We start from the raw sequence: 14,227 nt of genomic DNA on the forward strand, positions 1-14,227 counted from the left end.
AAACGGAACCCGAATGCGCGGCGCGGCCGCATCCATCACGAAAGGCGGGAAAGGGACCCATGAAGTTCTTTGTCGACACGGCGGACGTCAACGAGATCCGCGAACTCAACGATATCGGCCTTCTCGACGGCGTCACCACCAACCCCTCGCTGATCATGAAGGCGGGCCGGCCCTACGCCGAGGTGACGAAGGAAATCTGCGACATGGTCGAAGGGCCCGTCTCGGCAGAGGTCACGGCCACCGATTTCGACGGCATGATGCGCGAGGCCGAGGTGCTCGGCAAGATCGCCGACAATGTCTGCATCAAGCTGCCGCTGACCCTTGACGGGCTGAAGGCCTGCCGGGCGCTCACCCAGGGCGGCCGGCAGGTGAACGTGACGCTGTGCTTTTCGGCCAATCAGGCCCTGCTCGCCGCCAAGGCGGGTGCGACGTTCATCTCGCCCTTCATCGGCCGGCTCGACGACATGGCGATCGACGGCATGGAGCTGATCGAGGAGATCAGGACGATCTACGACAATTACGGCTTCGAGACCGAGATCCTCGCCGCCTCGATCCGCACGGTCAACCACGTCAAGCAGGCCGCGATGATCGGCGCCGACGTCGCCACCGTGCCGCCGGCGACGCTGAAGGCGCTGGTCAAGCATCCGCTTACCGACAAGGGCCTGGCCGCGTTCCTCGCCGACTGGGAAAAGACCGGCCAGACGATCGCCTGACCCGAGACGGCAGATCGGCTGCCGAAGGGCCGTCAGCCCGTCGCCGTGGCCGGATCGAAGAATTCGGCGTAGGCCAGGTAGTGGTCCGAACCCTGGTCCTTGGGCGAGTTGATCACGTCGGCATGGCCGGTGCTCAGCGCCCAAAGCGCCTGCGAGCACAAAATGTAGTCGATCTGCGCCCACTCCTCGACGCGGCTGCCGTCCGCCTGCGGCCTCTTCCACATGTGCGTGTCGCGCGGCCGCCTGACCGGTGAGGCGGGCGCCTCGTCCGGCTGATCGATGACCGTCAGCGCGTCGACCACGCCGAGCACGTTGTTTTCGCCCAGAAGCGGCTGCAGCGGCGTGCTGTCGGGCGTGTCGTTGAAGTCGCCGACGATCACGAACCGGTCGCGCGTGACATCGACGGCGCGGGAGACGATGTCGATCACCTCGTTCACCTCGGCGCTGCGCTTGATCGTGTTCAGCGCCTGCTCGGCCTCGTATCCGGCCGGGTCCGAGAACGGGTCGATGCCGGTGTATTTCGACTTGAAGTGACAGATGAAGGCGGTCAGCACCAGCTCCTCGCGGTCCTCGTCGAGGATCTCCACCTGCAGGCAGTCGCGACCGAACTGATAGAGCGCGCCGTCCGATCGCCGGAACTTGTGGAAGCGGTGGCTGGTGATCCGCCCGATGCGGAAATGCCGCGTGCAGATCAGGCCCAGATCGATGCCGCGCGGGTCGTTCGACGGCTGCGAGACGACGCCCGTCTTGGCGCCATAGTCGGGTCCGACGCTCGCCTGCACGAAGTCGAGCAGGGCGCCGAAGCTCTCGATCTCCTGCAGGCCGACGATATCGATCGGCCGGCTCCCGACGCCGTTCTCGCGAATGCGCACGCCCATGTCGTAGAGCTTGGACCGGGATTTGGGCACCGTACGGAACAGCCCGTAACGGTCGTCGCCGACCGAATAGGGGTCGTCGAACCTGTCGAACAGGTTCTGCACGTTGTAGGTGCCGATGCGAAACCGCTCCGGCATGATGTTCTCCTCACCCGGGCCGGTCGCGCGTGACCGACCACCTAACCCGCGAAGACGGCCTTCGGATCGTCCTTGAGCTGGTGTTCGCAGTGATCCTGCAACTTGACGGTCAGATCCTGCACGTCGCCGGCGAGCGTTTCAGGATCGATCGGCGCGCCGAGCGTCATGCCGAACGTCTTGCCCGTCTTGTTGAGCAGTTCGTGAAAGACCGTCATGTCGCGCAGTTCCGGATTGCGGTGCGCAAGCAGATAGAACAGCCATGAGTTGCGCGCCGTCATGTGCATCGGCACGATCGGCACATGGTAGCGCTTGGCCATCTGGATGCCGGTCGCCATCCAGGGCCGCTCGCGCAAGGCGCCGTGCGACCAGTAGGCGATGCGGCCCGACGGAAACAGGACGATCGCCCTTCCGTCCTTGAAGGCCCGGTTGGTGCGCACCAGAGTCTCGCGGCTCTTGGAGTGCGATTTCTGGTCGGCGCGCCATTCCACGGGGATGATGATGTCGGCCAGCCCCTTGGAGACGCGGATCGCGTCGCGGTTGGCGAAGAACATGAAGTCCGGACGGATGCTCTTGAGCATGTCGTGCACGGCGATCCCGTCGGCGATGCCGGTGGGATGGTTCGAAACAAGGATGAACGCACCTTCGCGCGGCAGGTGCTCGGTGCCGGTCACGCGCACATCGAGGCGCAAGAGGTCGGAGACGTAACCGAAGCAGTCCAGCCCCTTCATGTCGGCGACCGCGTCGGCCATCCGAACGGCCTGATCGTAATGCAGGACCTTGTAGAGCGCCGGCCGCAGAAGCGGCCAGATCGGGCTCCGGACGAGCGTCTGGCCGCGCTCGGCGATCAGTTCGTCGACGATATGCGCATGGGTAACGTCACCGCGCGCCTCGGTACGGCCGTTGATGACACCCGCGAAGGTCGATGTCGCGCTCTGGATTTCCATGGCCATGACGTCCGGTCGGAATTAACCGTCCCTTGCCGATTATTGTATCGGCATTATGACACAGGTCTCAAGGCCATGAAAACGCTGCCGTTCACTTTGAGTGTACGGCGCTGGAAAACCTTGTCAGGCGATGGCCGAATCGGTCCCGGACCGGTCAGCTCTGCTGCTTTTCGACGCCGCGATAGGCCTGATCGCCCCAGATCTCGCGCACCCGCTCGTCGCGACCGCAGGCATCGCGGTACTTCACATAGGCATCGGCGCGCGTGATGATCCCGAACCGGGTGAGGACGCTCTCCTGGCTCTTGTAGTAGTTCTGGTGATAGTCCTCGGCCTGCCAGAAGGTCACCGGCCCTTCGACGGGCGTCACGATCGGCTGGCCAAGAACCTGCGATGCTTCGTTGACCGCTTCGATGGCCGCCTGCTTCTCGGCGTCGTCGGCGGCATGGATCGCGGTCTCGTAGGAACGGCCCCGGTCGCAGAACTGGCCGCCGGCATCGAGCGGATCGATCGTGCGCAGGAAGATTCCCACCAGCGTCCTGTAGTCGGTCACCGACGGGTCGTAGTCGATCCTGACGACCTCGCGGTGGCGGCCATGGTTGCGGTAGGTCGGGTTGTCCATCTCGCCGCCGGCATAGCCGGAGACGGTGCCGACGACGCCGGCCACCTTGTCGAAATCGGCTTCCACGCACCAGAAACAGCCGCCGGCGACGACCAGCGAGCGCGTTTCGGCCTGCGCGGGCGCAACCAGCGCGGCCACGGCGAAGAGCCCGCTCAGGGCGAGCGTGCGAAGGAATGTCAGCGGCATGATCTGCTCCTTTGTCCTGATCCCCACTTATCCCCTGCACCCGGCCGTGCAACTCAATCCGGCACACGAATGTGTGAGGCGCGCCGGTGCGCCCGCCCGCACGCGCCGCTTGTCAAAGCCCCTGGCGGTGCCTATTCAGGCCGCGCCCGAACGATGCCGAAACGGCCACGCACCTTGCTTGCACGACTGAAGACCGCGTTTCGCGAACGCCAGGAACAATGGCGCGACGTCTGGATTGCCGACCTCGACAAGCCCGGCAACCGTCAGCGCGCCCATTGGGACATGATGATCTTCGATCACGGCTTCCTGCGGCTGACCTGGCGCAACATCGACGAGTTCGCCCCCGGCGTGTGGCGCTCGAACCAGCCCTCGCCCACCCAAATCGCCGCGCTGGGCCGCAGCGGCATCCGCACGATCGTCAATCTGCGCGGCGCGTCGAGCTGGGGCACCTACCATCTCGAAAGGGTCGCGTGCGAGGAGGCGGGCATCCGGCTGATCGACAGCCGGCTCTACTCGCGCATGCCGCCCTCGGTCGAGGAGGTGGAATCGCTGTTCGCCGTCTTCGAGGCCGCCGAAAAACCGCTGCTGATGCATTGCAAGTCCGGCGCGGACCGGGCGGGCCTCGGCGCCGCGCTCTATATGCTCTGGGCCGGCCGTCCGCCCGAGGAGGCCGCGCGACAACTGTCGCTGCGATATCTGCACATCCGGCACGCCAAGACCGGCGTGCTCGACCGCTTCATCGATACCTATGCGCGGGCGCACCGGGAAACGGGCATCGCGTTCACGGAATGGCTCCGCACCGACTACGACAAGGAGGCGATGATGGCCGAGCATGATTCGAGCGGCCTCGCCAACCTCGTCGTCGACCGCATTCTGCGGCGCGAGTGAGCCCGGCGCGGCTGCAGGCGGCCTTCGCCGATTTGACCCCGATCAACGCCATCGCATGACCGCCGGCGCATGGTGCCCGCGCCCGTCGGGTATCCTTGCAGCCGGAAGGTGCCGATTATGCGCATATGGCATGCCGCGCTGGTCTTGGTCACGCTGGTCGTCATCGTTGCGGCCGTCGCGGTCGTTATGGCGTACCGGTCCGACATCGGCGCCGCCCGCGCGCGGCTTGCGGCCTACGATGTGACCCGGATCGAGACGCGGAGCGGACCGCTGGCCTATGCCGAGGCGGGGACGGGGCCGGCAGTGCTGATGATCCACGGCTCGGGCGGCGGCTATGATCAGGGGCTGGCGATGACGCGGCCGCTTGCCGAGCGCGGATACCGCGTGATCGCGCCCTCGCGCTTCGGCTATCCGGCAACGCCCTATCCGCAGGACCCGTCACTGCAGGCCCAGACGGACGCCTACGTGGACCTTCTCGATGCCCTTGGCCTTGAGGACGTGGTTGTCATGGGCGGTTCGGCCGGCGCAATCTCGGCCGTCGCGTTCGCCATCGACCACCCCGAGCGAACAAGGGCGCTGGTCGCCGTGGTGCCGGCCATACCCATACCCGGTCAGGCCCCCGTCGAGCCATGGTCACCTCTTCAGGAAAAGCTCGTCAGAGCCGCGCTGCGGTCCGACTTCCTGTTCTGGGCGGCGATCACCCTGTTCCCGGACCAGGTGACCGAAGCGGTCCTTGCCACCGAGCCGGCCCTTGTCGCGGCGGCAAGCGAAGGGGAGCAGGCGCGCGTCGCCGCCATTCTCGACGCAATCCTTCCGGTCAGCCCCCGTGCCGAGGGCCTGCTTCACGACACCGCCGGCGTTTCCGGAATCAGCCTGGATTACGCCGCCGTCACCGTCCCGACGCTGGCGATTTCCGCCGAGGACGATCTCTATCGGACCGACGAGGGCGCCCGGGCTCTCGCCGAGGCGGCCAGCGACGCCGAACTCATCGTCTTTGCCGATGGCGGCCATGTCTGGGTCGGTCGAAACGCCGATCTGTTCGACGCGATCGACGCGTTTATCGGCGGTCTCGACGAAGCCCGGTGAAGGGTCACACCCGCCGTTCGACCATCATCTTCTTGATCTCGGCGATCGCCTTGGCCGGGTTCAGGCCCTTCGGGCAGGCCTGGGTGCAGTTCATGATGGTGTGGCAGCGATAGAGCCGGAAGGGGTCTTCGAGCTGGTCGAGCCGGTCGCCGGTCGCCTCGTCGCGGCTGTCGATCAGCCAGCGATAGGCCTGCAGCAGCGTCGCCGGGCCCAGATAGCGGTCGCCGTTCCACCAGTAGGACGGGCACGCCGTCGTGCAGCAGGCGCAAAGGATGCATTCATAGAGCCCGTCGAGCTTGGCCCGATCCTCGTGGCTCTGCCGCCATTCCTTTTCCGGAGCCGGCGTCGTCGTCTTCAGCCAGGGCTCGATCTGCCGGTGCTGGGCGAAGAAGTGGGTCAGGTCGGGCACCAGGTCCTTGACCACCGGCATGTGCGGCAGCGGGTAGACCTTCACCGCGCCGTCGACCTCGTCCATGCCCTTGGTGCAGGCGAGCGTGTTCGTGCCGTCGATGTTCATCGCGCAAGAGCCGCAAATGCCCTCGCGGCAGGACCGGCGCAGCGTCAGCGTTGGGTCGATCTTGTTCTTGATCCACAACAGGCCATCGAGAACCATCGGCCCGCAATCGTCGAGGTCGACATGGTAGGTATCGAGCCGCGGATTGGCATCATCGTCGGGCGACCAGCGATAGATGCGGAACTCCTTGATGTTGTTGGCGCCCTGGGGCCGCGCCCAGGTCCGGCCGGGCTCGATCGTAGAGTTCTTGGGAAGCGTCAGTTCAGCCATGGAGTTCTCGTGCTGCGGTGCAATGCGCTGCGGTGATAGGCGACCATGGCCGATCGATCAAGTTGGACCAAGGTGCCGTCACCGGGTGCGATCTGGCAGGAGATTGGGGCGGCGGCACGTTCCGGTCAATCGGCCGGGGCATGATGTCACGGGCGGCGCATCGAATGGCGGCGTTCAGACGTCCGGTCCGATCGCCCACAGCCGGTTGCGCAGTTCGGTATCGGCGTAGATCGCCCGGTCGAGCCCGTCGAGCCCGTGCTCCTCGACCAGCGTCGGGCCCGCCGCGAAGGCCGACACGCCGACACCGGCGCGCCCGTCGACGGGCGCGTAGCCCATCAGGTCGAGCAGCGTCGGATAGATGTCCATCATCGTCATGTCGCGTTCGATGACCTGCGGCTCGATGCCGGGACCGAAGGCGAAGAACAGGTTACGGCGATCGTGGTTCTGGAGCTGCCGGTAGATGGTGTTGCGCATCGCCAGATGATCGCTCTGGACGACGACGATGGTGTCGTCGAGATAACCACCCGCTTCCAGCCGCGTCAGCATCTCGGCCAGAAGTTCGTGCGTGCAGCGGAAGGCCCGCAAAGTCGGATCGGCCAGCCGCGCAACCGTCGGCCGACTGCGGCACGAGCGCGACACGAAACCCTTCGGTGCATGGCCGCCGATGTTGGTGACGGAAATCGCCCACGGCTCGCCGGACCGGTCCATGCGCGCGATCTCGCGCTCGGCGGCCGCATAGACGTCCTCGTCGTCCAGTCCCCATTCATTGCCGCCCAGCGGGAAGTCCGGGCGCAGTTCGGGAAAGCCGAGCCGGTTCGTCCAGCCGTGACTGGCCACGAACTTGTCGGTTCCGGCAAATCCCAGCGGCGCCGCCTTCATGAAGGTGGTCCGGTAGCCGTCGCGCGACAAGAGATCCGCAAGGCATGTCGCGGCCGGCAGGAAGCTGCGGTCGAGCACGTGGAAACTGTTTGTGCTGACCAGGCCGAGCGGCATCAGCGGCGTGCCGCAATGGGCGGCCACCTGTCCCGCCAGCGTCCAGTTGGTCAAGGCGGCCTCGTGAAGATTGCCAAGTTCGATGCCGCGCGCGGCGAACGGCGCGAGCGGCGCGAGAACGTCGCCGAAACCGCTCCCCTCGCCCAGCTTGGCCTCGCTGCTCTCAAGAAAGACATGGATCAGGTTCGGGCGTTTGCCGCCCGGCGCCGGCAATTCGGCGGTGTCGACGAAACGGCTCTGGATCAGTTGCTCGGAGGCCGCCTGCGCATCGCCGACATATTCGAGTGTGGCAAAGGTGAACGGGTTCAACAGCAGCAGCGGCGCGACCAGCACACGGTCGAACTTGCGGAAGCGGTGATCAACGGCCGCGATCATCCAGACACCGGCGATCAGCAGCACGCACGAACCAAGTTCGAAGATCCATTGCTGCAGGAACGCCCCGACCACGCCGTTGGCGCGCGTGCCGTACTCCATGTGGAACAGGATCGGACCGATGCCGAAATGCCCGAACGCCATCGTCATGAAATACCAGAAGGCGAACAGGACCACCGGCAGCAGAACAAGCGGCGGCAGAAACCGCAGCGGGAGCCGGTTCGGCTCGGTGGGCGCGAAAAAGCTCGCCAGCATCACGACCGCCGCCACGCCGATACTGGCCGTCGTCAGGGAGATGGCGAAGAGGCTCTGTGCGACCAGGCCAAGCGCGACCGCCGTCAGCGCGACGGCACCCATCCAGAGCCCTTGAGTTCTCGATCGCTGCTTGTCGGCCACGCTCATGGCTTGCTCCCTGTCGACGCGGCGACATTGAGCGCGCAAGGCATTTCGTTTCGCTTAAGGCACCGCACATCCGCCGCCCGTCAACGGGTCGCGGACGCGCGACATGGCTAACAGAGCGTTGATTTCGTCGGAACTGCCCGGCGGTCGGGCAGCACGGCGGAACGTGTCGAGCTCAATACACCCGCGCCTTGGGCGCGATCTTTTCGAGCGCGATGCCCTCGGCAAGAAGATCGGTGTGAACCGGCCGGTAGTCGAGCGTCACCGCGCCGGTCTCGCTCATCCATGACAGGGTGTGCTTGCGCCAGTTCTCGTCGTCGCGCCCGGCCATCGGCCCGTCCTTGAAATCCTCGCGGGCATGGGCGCCGCGGCTCTCCTTGCGCGCCTCGGCCGAATAGACCGTGGTGATCGCACAGGCCATCAGGTTTTCCAGTTCCAGCGTCTCGACCAGGTCCGAGTTCCAGATCATCGACCGGTCGGTGACGTTGAGGTCGGCCAGTCCCTGAAAGGCGGCGTCCATGCGTCGGCAGCCCTGTTCGAGCGTCTCCTGGGTGCGGAAGACGGCGGCGTCCTCCTGCATGATCTTCTGCATCTTCTCGCGCAGTTCCGCCGTCGGCGTGCCGCCCGAGGCGTGCCGCAACCGGTCGAAGCGGTCCATGATCTTCTCGCACGCCGCCTCGTTGATGGCCGGCACCGGAGCCTCGCGGTCGATCACCTCGCCGGCGCGGATCGCGGCGGCGCGGCCGAAGACGACAAGATCGATCAGCGAGTTCGACCCCAGCCGGTTGGCGCCGTGCACCGAGGCGCAGCCGGCTTCCCCGACGGCCATCAGGCCGGGGGCGATCCGGTCGGGCTCGCCCTCGGTCGGGTTGAGCACCTCGCCCCAATAGTTGGTAGGGATGCCGCCCATATTGTAGTGGACCGTCGGCAGCACCGGGATGGGATCCTTGGTGACGTCGACGCCGGCGAAGATCTTGGCGCTTTCGGAAATGCCGGGAAGCCGCTCGGCCAGAACCGCCGGATCGAGATGGTCGAGGTGCAGGAAGATGTGATCGGCGTTCTTGCCGACGCCCCGGCCTTCGCGGATTTCCATCGTCATGCAGCGCGAGACGACGTCACGCGAAGCCAGATCCTTGGCCGAAGGGGCATAGCGCTCCATGAAGCGCTCGCCTTCCGAATTGACCAGATATCCGCCCTCGCCACGCGCGCCCTCGGTGATCAGGCAGCCCGCGCCATAGATGCCGGTCGGGTGGAACTGCACGAACTCCATGTCCTGCAAGGGCAGGCCGGCGCGGGCGATCATGCCGTTGCCGTCGCCGGTGCAGGTGTGCGCAGAGGTCGCCGAGAAATAGGCGCGGCCATAGCCGCCGGTCGCCAGCACCACCATCTTGGCCGAAAAGCGGTGGATCGTGCCGTCGTCGAGGTTCCAGGCGACAACGCCCGTGCAGGCACCCTCATCGTCCATGATCAGGTCGATGGCAAAATACTCGATGAAGAACTGCGCGTTGTTCTTCAGGCTCTGGCCGTAGAGCGTGTGCAGGATGGCATGGCCCGTGCGGTCGGCGGCCGCGCAGGTGCGCTGCACGGGCGGGCCTTCGCCGTAATTCTGCATGTGGCCGCCGAACGGCCGCTGATAGATGCGCCCGTCCTCGGTGCGCGAGAACGGCACGCCGTAATGTTCGAGCTCGTAGACGGCCTTGGGCGCTTCCATCGCCAGATACTGCATGGCGTCGACATCGCCGAGCCAGTCCGAGCCCTTGACGGTGTCGTACATGTGCCACTGCCAGCTGTCGGGCGTCATGTTCTGAAGGCTCGCGGCAATGCCGCCCTGCGCGGCGACCGTGTGCGAGCGCGTCGGAAAGACCTTGGTGATGCAGGCGGTGCGAAGCCCCTGTTCGGCCATGCCGAGCGTCGCCCGCAGGCCCGCCCCGCCGGCGCCGACCACGACGACGTCGAACTTGTGGTCCTCGAACGTGTAGGCGCGGCCGTTCGCGCCCGCCGCGCCGTTGCCGTTGGTGCTCATGTCAGCTTCCGAAACCCATTTTCAGTATGGCGAAGATCGCCGTCAGCGCGACGATGATGGTGAAGGCGATGTTGGCGAACAGCAGCGTGAACTTCAGCGCTTCGCCGTGGAAATAGTCCTCGATGATCACCTGCATGCCGAGCTTGGCGTGGTAGAGCGCCGAGACCACCACGGCGAGCATGACGACCGCGACGAACGGATTGCCGAAGGCGGCGGTGACCGAGGCGTGGTCGCGTCCGACCAGCGACATCAGGATGAAGACGAAGGCGATCAGCAGCGGCACGTTGGCAAGGCCGGTCAGGCGCTGCCGCCAGAAATGCTCGGTGCCGTCCTTGGCCGAGCCAAGGCCCCTGGCGCGCTTGAGCGGTGTCATGATCGACATGGGCGGTCTCCTCAGCGTGCGATCAGGGCGATCAGCCAGATCAGGACGGTCAGCGCGGCCGATCCGACGAAGGTGGCGTAGGCGAGCCGGGTCGAGACCGGCTTGCTGTCGAAGAGGCCCATGTCCCAAAGGAAATGCCGCACGCCTCCCAGCATGTGATGCATCAGCACCCACGTGTAGCCGAACAGGATCAGAAGGCCGAACCACGAACTCAGGAACCCGTTCGCCCAGGCGAATGCGCCCGGCCCCGCGGCGGCCGCGACCAGCCACCATGCGATCAGCAAGGTGCCGAAATAGAGCGCCGCACCGGTGGCGCGATGCAGGATGGAGGCGACCATCGTGGGAATGAAACGGTAGACGCTCAGGTGCGGCGACAGCGGCCTGGGTCTGGCGTTTTTCGTGCCGGCCTGGCCTGCGCCGGCCGATGAGCTTGTCGAGGACACGGCTTTCCCCTTGATCGTCCCGATTGCGCGACGGCGCTGCCCCGGGGCGCGCCGCTTCTGTTTGAGGCTCGTTCTAGAGCGCGTTTCGCACTGCGTCAAAGGCCCTGCGTCACGATGCCATGGGCAATTGGTCTCAAGCGCGGAAAGGCGCCGAAAGCGTTTTTCTTTCAATCGATTGTAGAGCGCCCCGCGTCGCGGATGCGCCAATCAGCGGCGGCAGTCGGTCGGTGCGCCGCCCGAGCCCTGCGCGAACCAGCTCGCCGTGCGGCCGGCGAAGACCAGCGCATAGCCCGTCTTGGCGTAGCGTTCGCGCTGGCCGGGCGGATCGGGCGGCAGCGACACGGTGAAACCGCGGCTGTCGTCCACCTCGATGCCGCTGCCGGTGCGGCGGATCGTCAGTTGGACGCCCTTGGTGCACGACCAGTTGGCGAGCCGCGGCTGGCTGCCCTGGGTGACACCGACATCGCCACCGCCGACGCAGGCGGCGAGCGGCACGGTTGCGGCGAGCGCGGCGGCGGTCAGGAAAACACGAATCGTAGCCATGGGCGCTGATTACGCCACGCAACCGGGCACGGCAAGCCGATGCGCCCTCTCAGAAATCGGTATCGACCCTGGCGTCCTGCTCGAGCGCCCGCCGCAGCCGGCCGAAGGCGAGGCGGATGCGCGACTTCACCGTTCCGAGCGGCAGGCCCGTCTCCTCGGCGATGCGGCTGTGCGAATAGCCCAGGAAGAACGCCATCCGGACCAGGCCCACCTGCTCCTCGGGCAATTCGGCCATCGCCTCGCGGACACGCTCGTCGCGCTGTTCGTCATCCATGGTCGCGTCCGGCAGCACCGGCTCGGCCGGCTGCAGCATCGGATCGTCCGGATCGAGCAAGCCGCTCTTGTCGCGCCGGACCGCATCGATCCGCCGGTTCCGCGCCACCCGGAACAGCCAGGTCGACAGCGACGACTTGGCCGGATCGAACAGGTGCGCCTTGTGCCACAGCACGATCATGACCTCCTGCGCGATGTCCTCGGCCGCTTCGTCGCCGAGGCCGAGCCGGCGCAGATAGGCCTTGATCCTGGGGGCGAAGAAGTCGAACAGCTCGGTGAACGCCAACCTGTCGCGGTCGTTCGCCACGCGCGCGGCGAGCGCGGCAAAGTGTCTGTGCTGTTCGCTCATAGGACGGTTCTGGTTCCGGTCAGGTGGACCCGCGCGGCGGTATCGGGCGGCGGCGACCGCCCGCTCGGCGCGCTCAGCCGACATTCAACCAATTTGCCGAACAAAGTCAAACTGTTGCCGTTTTCGTTCACGACAAGCGCCGGCACGGGCCGTGACCGGGGGCGGACACGGCCCGACTTGCGGCGATCTTTCAATGCCGACAAGCCGTTTCGGGCCGGGCCTTGGTGGAACCGTTTAAGATTTGGTAACCATCTTTTGGCCATGCTGGACGGCAAAGGCGAACGGTTGAACCGGGCGCGCAACGGCGATGCCTTCACGTCGATGCGGCGCCCTCCGAAAACCTGGTAGGGACTATGCTTCACGCACAACGAGTTACGACCGCGACCATCACGGCCATGATGGTGCTGCTGGGCACGATTGCCGCGCAGGCGCAATCGCAGGAGCGCATCGGCCAGTTCAACGATTGGGGCGCGATCAGCTATCAGTCGCCGAACGGCAAGGTCTGCTACGTGGTGTCCGTGCCGCTGACCAAGCAGCCGAGCAACGTCAACCACGGCGACAACTTCTTCGTGGTGACCCAGCGGCGCGGCCAGAACGTGACCTTCGAGCCGCAGTTCATCGCCGGATACGCGCTGCGCGAGGGCTCCAAGGTGACCGTCACCGTCGACGGCAGACCCTTCTCCTTCTTCACCAAGGACAATGCGGCCTGGACCGACAACGCCGCCGAGGATCCCGCCCTGGTCGCGGCCATGAGGGCCGGCGCCCGCATGGTGGTCGAGGCGACGTCCCGGCGCGGCACCGACACCACCTACGAATACTCGCTTTCGGGCGTCACCGCCGCGCTCGACGCCATCGGCTCCTGCCAGTAGCCGCACTGTTCCGCGCGCCCCTGCGGGCCGGGCGAGCCGGCCCGTCCTTGCGTTACGGGCCTTCATGGCACATATGCGCCTGATACCGAATGCAGGCGGAAACGCACCGAAATGGCCGCAACGCTCGACATGCGCGATGACACCGTACGCGCGGCGCTTTCCGCCGCGCAGACGGCGCGCGTCGACGAACGGCCCTCGCTCGTCGGCCTGACCCGCGAAGGGCTCGGCGACGCGCTGCGCGAGATCGGCGTGCCCGACCGTCAGATCAGGATGCGCGTCAGCCAGCTCTGGCATTGGCTCTATGTGCGCGGCGTCGGCGAATTCGCCGCCATGAGCAACGTCTCCAAGGACCTCAAGACGGCACTCGCCGAGCGCTTCACGATCGCCGGCCCCGAGATCGTCGAGGAGCAGGTGTCCGCCGACGGAACGCGCAAATGGCTGCTGCGCTTTCCGCCCCGTGGCGCCGGCCGTCCCGTCGAGGTGGAAACCGTCTACATTCCCGAGGAAGGCCGAGGCACGCTTTGCGTCTCGAGCCAGGTCGGCTGCACGCTGACCTGCACCTTCTGCCACACCGGCACGCAGAGGCTCGTGCGCAACCTGACCGCCGGCGAAATCGTCGCACAGGTTCTGCTCGCCCGCCGGCGGCTCGGCGATTTTCCCGATGCCGACACGCCGCAGGGCGCGATCGTCCCCGCCGAGGGGCGCAAGGTCTCCAACATCGTCATGATGGGCATGGGCGAGCCGCTCTACAATTACGATCACGTGCGCGACGCCATCAAGGTGTTCACCGACGGCGAGGGCCTGTCGCTCTCCAAGCGCCGCGTGACGCTGTCCACTTCGGGCGTGGTCCCGAAGATCGTTCCCATCGGCGAAGAGACCGGCGCGATGCTGGCGATCTCGCTGCACGCGGTCAACGACGAGTTGCGCGACGTGCTTGTGCCGATCAACAGGAAGTATCCGCTCGCCGACCTGCTCGATGCCTGCCGCGCCTATCCGGGCCTGTCGAACGCCCGGCGCATCACCTTCGAATATGTGATGCTCAAGGGCGTCAACGATTCCATGGCCGACGCGAAGGAACTGGTCCGGCTGCTGCGCGGCATTCCGGCCAAGATCAACCTGATCCCGTTCAACAAGTGGCCCGGCTCGGACTATGAATGTTCGGACTGGGACCAGATCGAGAAGTTCGCCGACTTCATCAATGCGCAGGGCTACGCTTCGCCGATTCGCACGCCGCGCGGCCAGGACATCCTTGCCGCCTGCGGCCAGCTCAAGTCGGAATCGGAACGCATGAAGAAGACCGAGCGTCTCGCCTACGAGGCGGCGATGATCGCCGGCCACGGCGACTGAT

Annotated in this window: 15 protein-coding genes; 5 read left to right on the forward strand and 10 right to left on the reverse strand. The window is 66.1% G+C overall.

All coding sequences use genetic code 11. The features are described from left to right. The first annotated feature begins 59 nt into the window (after positions 1-59). Positions 60-713: a fructose-6-phosphate aldolase gene (fsa, locus tag E0E05_RS16575; protein WP_131617695.1), complete on the forward strand. Its 654-nt coding sequence runs from the start codon at positions 60-62 to the stop codon at positions 711-713. A gap of 32 nt (positions 714-745) precedes the next feature. Here the strand turns inward: fsa and E0E05_RS16580 are convergent, their stop codons facing one another. The 3 genes from E0E05_RS16580 to msrA all read right to left on the reverse strand — a co-directional run bounded on the left by E0E05_RS16580 (position 746) and on the right by msrA (position 3,475). Then, a complete protein-coding gene (locus E0E05_RS16580; RefSeq protein ID WP_131617697.1) occupies positions 746-1,726 on the reverse strand; it encodes an endonuclease/exonuclease/phosphatase family protein in 981 nt (326 codons plus the stop codon). 41 nt (positions 1,727-1,767) lie between these two features. Then, on the reverse strand, positions 1,768-2,670 hold the full coding sequence (locus E0E05_RS16585) for a lysophospholipid acyltransferase family protein (protein ID WP_131617699.1): 903 nt from the start codon (positions 2,668-2,670) through the stop codon (positions 1,768-1,770). Positions 2,671-2,824: 154 nt separating this feature from the next. Beyond that, a complete protein-coding gene (gene msrA, locus E0E05_RS16590) occupies positions 2,825-3,475 on the reverse strand; it encodes a peptide-methionine (S)-S-oxide reductase MsrA (RefSeq protein WP_131617700.1) in 651 nt (216 codons plus the stop codon). Positions 3,476-3,649: 174 nt separating this feature from the next. Here msrA and E0E05_RS16595 point away from each other — a divergent pair, with 174 nt between their 5' ends. Together E0E05_RS16595 and E0E05_RS16600 are read left to right on the forward strand one after the other, a co-directional pair. Continuing rightward, positions 3,650-4,363: a fused DSP-PTPase phosphatase/NAD kinase-like protein gene (locus E0E05_RS16595; protein WP_210215736.1), complete on the forward strand. Its 714-nt coding sequence runs from the start codon at positions 3,650-3,652 to the stop codon at positions 4,361-4,363. Positions 4,364-4,480: 117 nt separating this feature from the next. After that, entirely contained in the window at positions 4,481-5,449 is a 969-nt protein-coding gene (locus tag E0E05_RS16600) for an alpha/beta fold hydrolase (protein ID WP_158629402.1), read from the forward strand. 4 nt (positions 5,450-5,453) lie between these two features. Here the strand turns inward: E0E05_RS16600 and E0E05_RS16605 are convergent, their stop codons facing one another. The 7 genes from E0E05_RS16605 to E0E05_RS16635 form a co-directional block, all read right to left on the reverse strand. Continuing rightward, a complete protein-coding gene (locus E0E05_RS16605) occupies positions 5,454-6,233 on the reverse strand; it encodes a succinate dehydrogenase iron-sulfur subunit (RefSeq protein WP_131617704.1) in 780 nt (259 codons plus the stop codon). A gap of 174 nt (positions 6,234-6,407) precedes the next feature. Then, on the reverse strand, positions 6,408-8,000 hold the full coding sequence (locus tag E0E05_RS16610; RefSeq protein WP_131617705.1) for a sulfatase-like hydrolase/transferase: 1,593 nt from the start codon (positions 7,998-8,000) through the stop codon (positions 6,408-6,410). Positions 8,001-8,172: 172 nt separating this feature from the next. After that, positions 8,173-10,020, reverse strand: a complete 1,848-nt coding sequence (gene sdhA, locus E0E05_RS16615) for a succinate dehydrogenase flavoprotein subunit (RefSeq protein ID WP_131617706.1) — start codon at positions 10,018-10,020, stop codon at positions 8,173-8,175. A gap of 1 nt (position 10,021) precedes the next feature. After that, positions 10,022-10,402: a succinate dehydrogenase, hydrophobic membrane anchor protein gene (gene sdhD / locus E0E05_RS16620; protein ID WP_039725204.1), complete on the reverse strand. Its 381-nt coding sequence runs from the start codon at positions 10,400-10,402 to the stop codon at positions 10,022-10,024. An 11-nt stretch (positions 10,403-10,413) separates the two neighbouring features. Then, positions 10,414-10,845 (reverse strand): succinate dehydrogenase, cytochrome b556 subunit, encoded by a 432-nt coding sequence (sdhC, locus tag E0E05_RS16625; RefSeq protein ID WP_131617707.1) that lies wholly within the window; start codon positions 10,843-10,845, stop codon positions 10,414-10,416. Positions 10,846-11,052: 207 nt separating this feature from the next. Beyond that, a complete protein-coding gene (locus tag E0E05_RS16630; RefSeq protein ID WP_131617708.1) occupies positions 11,053-11,388 on the reverse strand; it encodes a hypothetical protein in 336 nt (111 codons plus the stop codon). A 49-nt stretch (positions 11,389-11,437) separates the two neighbouring features. Continuing rightward, positions 11,438-12,010, reverse strand: coding sequence for a sigma-70 family RNA polymerase sigma factor (locus tag E0E05_RS16635; RefSeq protein ID WP_131617709.1), 573 nt, complete (start codon positions 12,008-12,010; stop codon positions 11,438-11,440). Between the two features lie 395 nt (positions 12,011-12,405). Here E0E05_RS16635 and E0E05_RS16640 point away from each other — a divergent pair, with 395 nt between their 5' ends. Both E0E05_RS16640 and rlmN read left to right on the forward strand, forming a co-directional pair. Beyond that, positions 12,406-12,879 (forward strand): invasion associated locus B family protein, encoded by a 474-nt coding sequence (locus tag E0E05_RS16640; RefSeq protein WP_131617710.1) that lies wholly within the window; start codon positions 12,406-12,408, stop codon positions 12,877-12,879. A 129-nt stretch (positions 12,880-13,008) separates the two neighbouring features. Then, positions 13,009-14,226, forward strand: a complete 1,218-nt coding sequence (rlmN, locus tag E0E05_RS16645) for a dual-specificity RNA methyltransferase RlmN (protein ID WP_244598087.1) — start codon at positions 13,009-13,011, stop codon at positions 14,224-14,226. The last annotated feature ends 1 nt before the right edge of the window (position 14,227 follow it).

It is taken from the genome of Roseitalea porphyridii (assembly GCF_004331955.1).
Taxonomy (GTDB): Bacteria; Pseudomonadota; Alphaproteobacteria; order Rhizobiales; family Rhizobiaceae; genus Roseitalea; species Roseitalea porphyridii.

Excerpts from the sequence above, each read along its gene's own strand:
- fsa (WP_131617695.1), top strand. The coding sequence starts at position 60 with ATGAAGTTCTTTGTCGACACGGCGGACGTCAACGAGATCCGCGAACTC.
- E0E05_RS16580 (WP_131617697.1), bottom strand. The coding sequence starts at position 1,726 with ATGCCGGAGCGGTTTCGCATCGGCACCTACAACGTGCAGAACCTGTTC.
- E0E05_RS16585 (WP_131617699.1), bottom strand. The coding sequence starts at position 2,670 with ATGGAAATCCAGAGCGCGACATCGACCTTCGCGGGTGTCATCAACGGC.
- msrA (WP_131617700.1), bottom strand. The coding sequence starts at position 3,475 with ATGCCGCTGACATTCCTTCGCACGCTCGCCCTGAGCGGGCTCTTCGCC.
- E0E05_RS16600 (WP_158629402.1), top strand. The coding sequence starts at position 4,481 with ATGCGCATATGGCATGCCGCGCTGGTCTTGGTCACGCTGGTCGTCATC.
- E0E05_RS16605 (WP_131617704.1), bottom strand. The coding sequence starts at position 6,233 with ATGGCTGAACTGACGCTTCCCAAGAACTCTACGATCGAGCCCGGCCGG.
- E0E05_RS16610 (WP_131617705.1), bottom strand. The coding sequence starts at position 8,000 with ATGAGCGTGGCCGACAAGCAGCGATCGAGAACTCAAGGGCTCTGGATG.
- sdhA (WP_131617706.1), bottom strand. The coding sequence starts at position 10,020 with ATGAGCACCAACGGCAACGGCGCGGCGGGCGCGAACGGCCGCGCCTAC.
- sdhD (WP_039725204.1), bottom strand. The coding sequence starts at position 10,402 with ATGTCGATCATGACACCGCTCAAGCGCGCCAGGGGCCTTGGCTCGGCC.
- E0E05_RS16630 (WP_131617708.1), bottom strand. The coding sequence starts at position 11,388 with ATGGCTACGATTCGTGTTTTCCTGACCGCCGCCGCGCTCGCCGCAACC.
- E0E05_RS16635 (WP_131617709.1), bottom strand. The coding sequence starts at position 12,010 with ATGAGCGAACAGCACAGACACTTTGCCGCGCTCGCCGCGCGCGTGGCG.
- E0E05_RS16640 (WP_131617710.1), top strand. The coding sequence starts at position 12,406 with ATGATGGTGCTGCTGGGCACGATTGCCGCGCAGGCGCAATCGCAGGAG.
- rlmN (WP_244598087.1), top strand. The coding sequence starts at position 13,009 with ATGCGCGATGACACCGTACGCGCGGCGCTTTCCGCCGCGCAGACGGCG.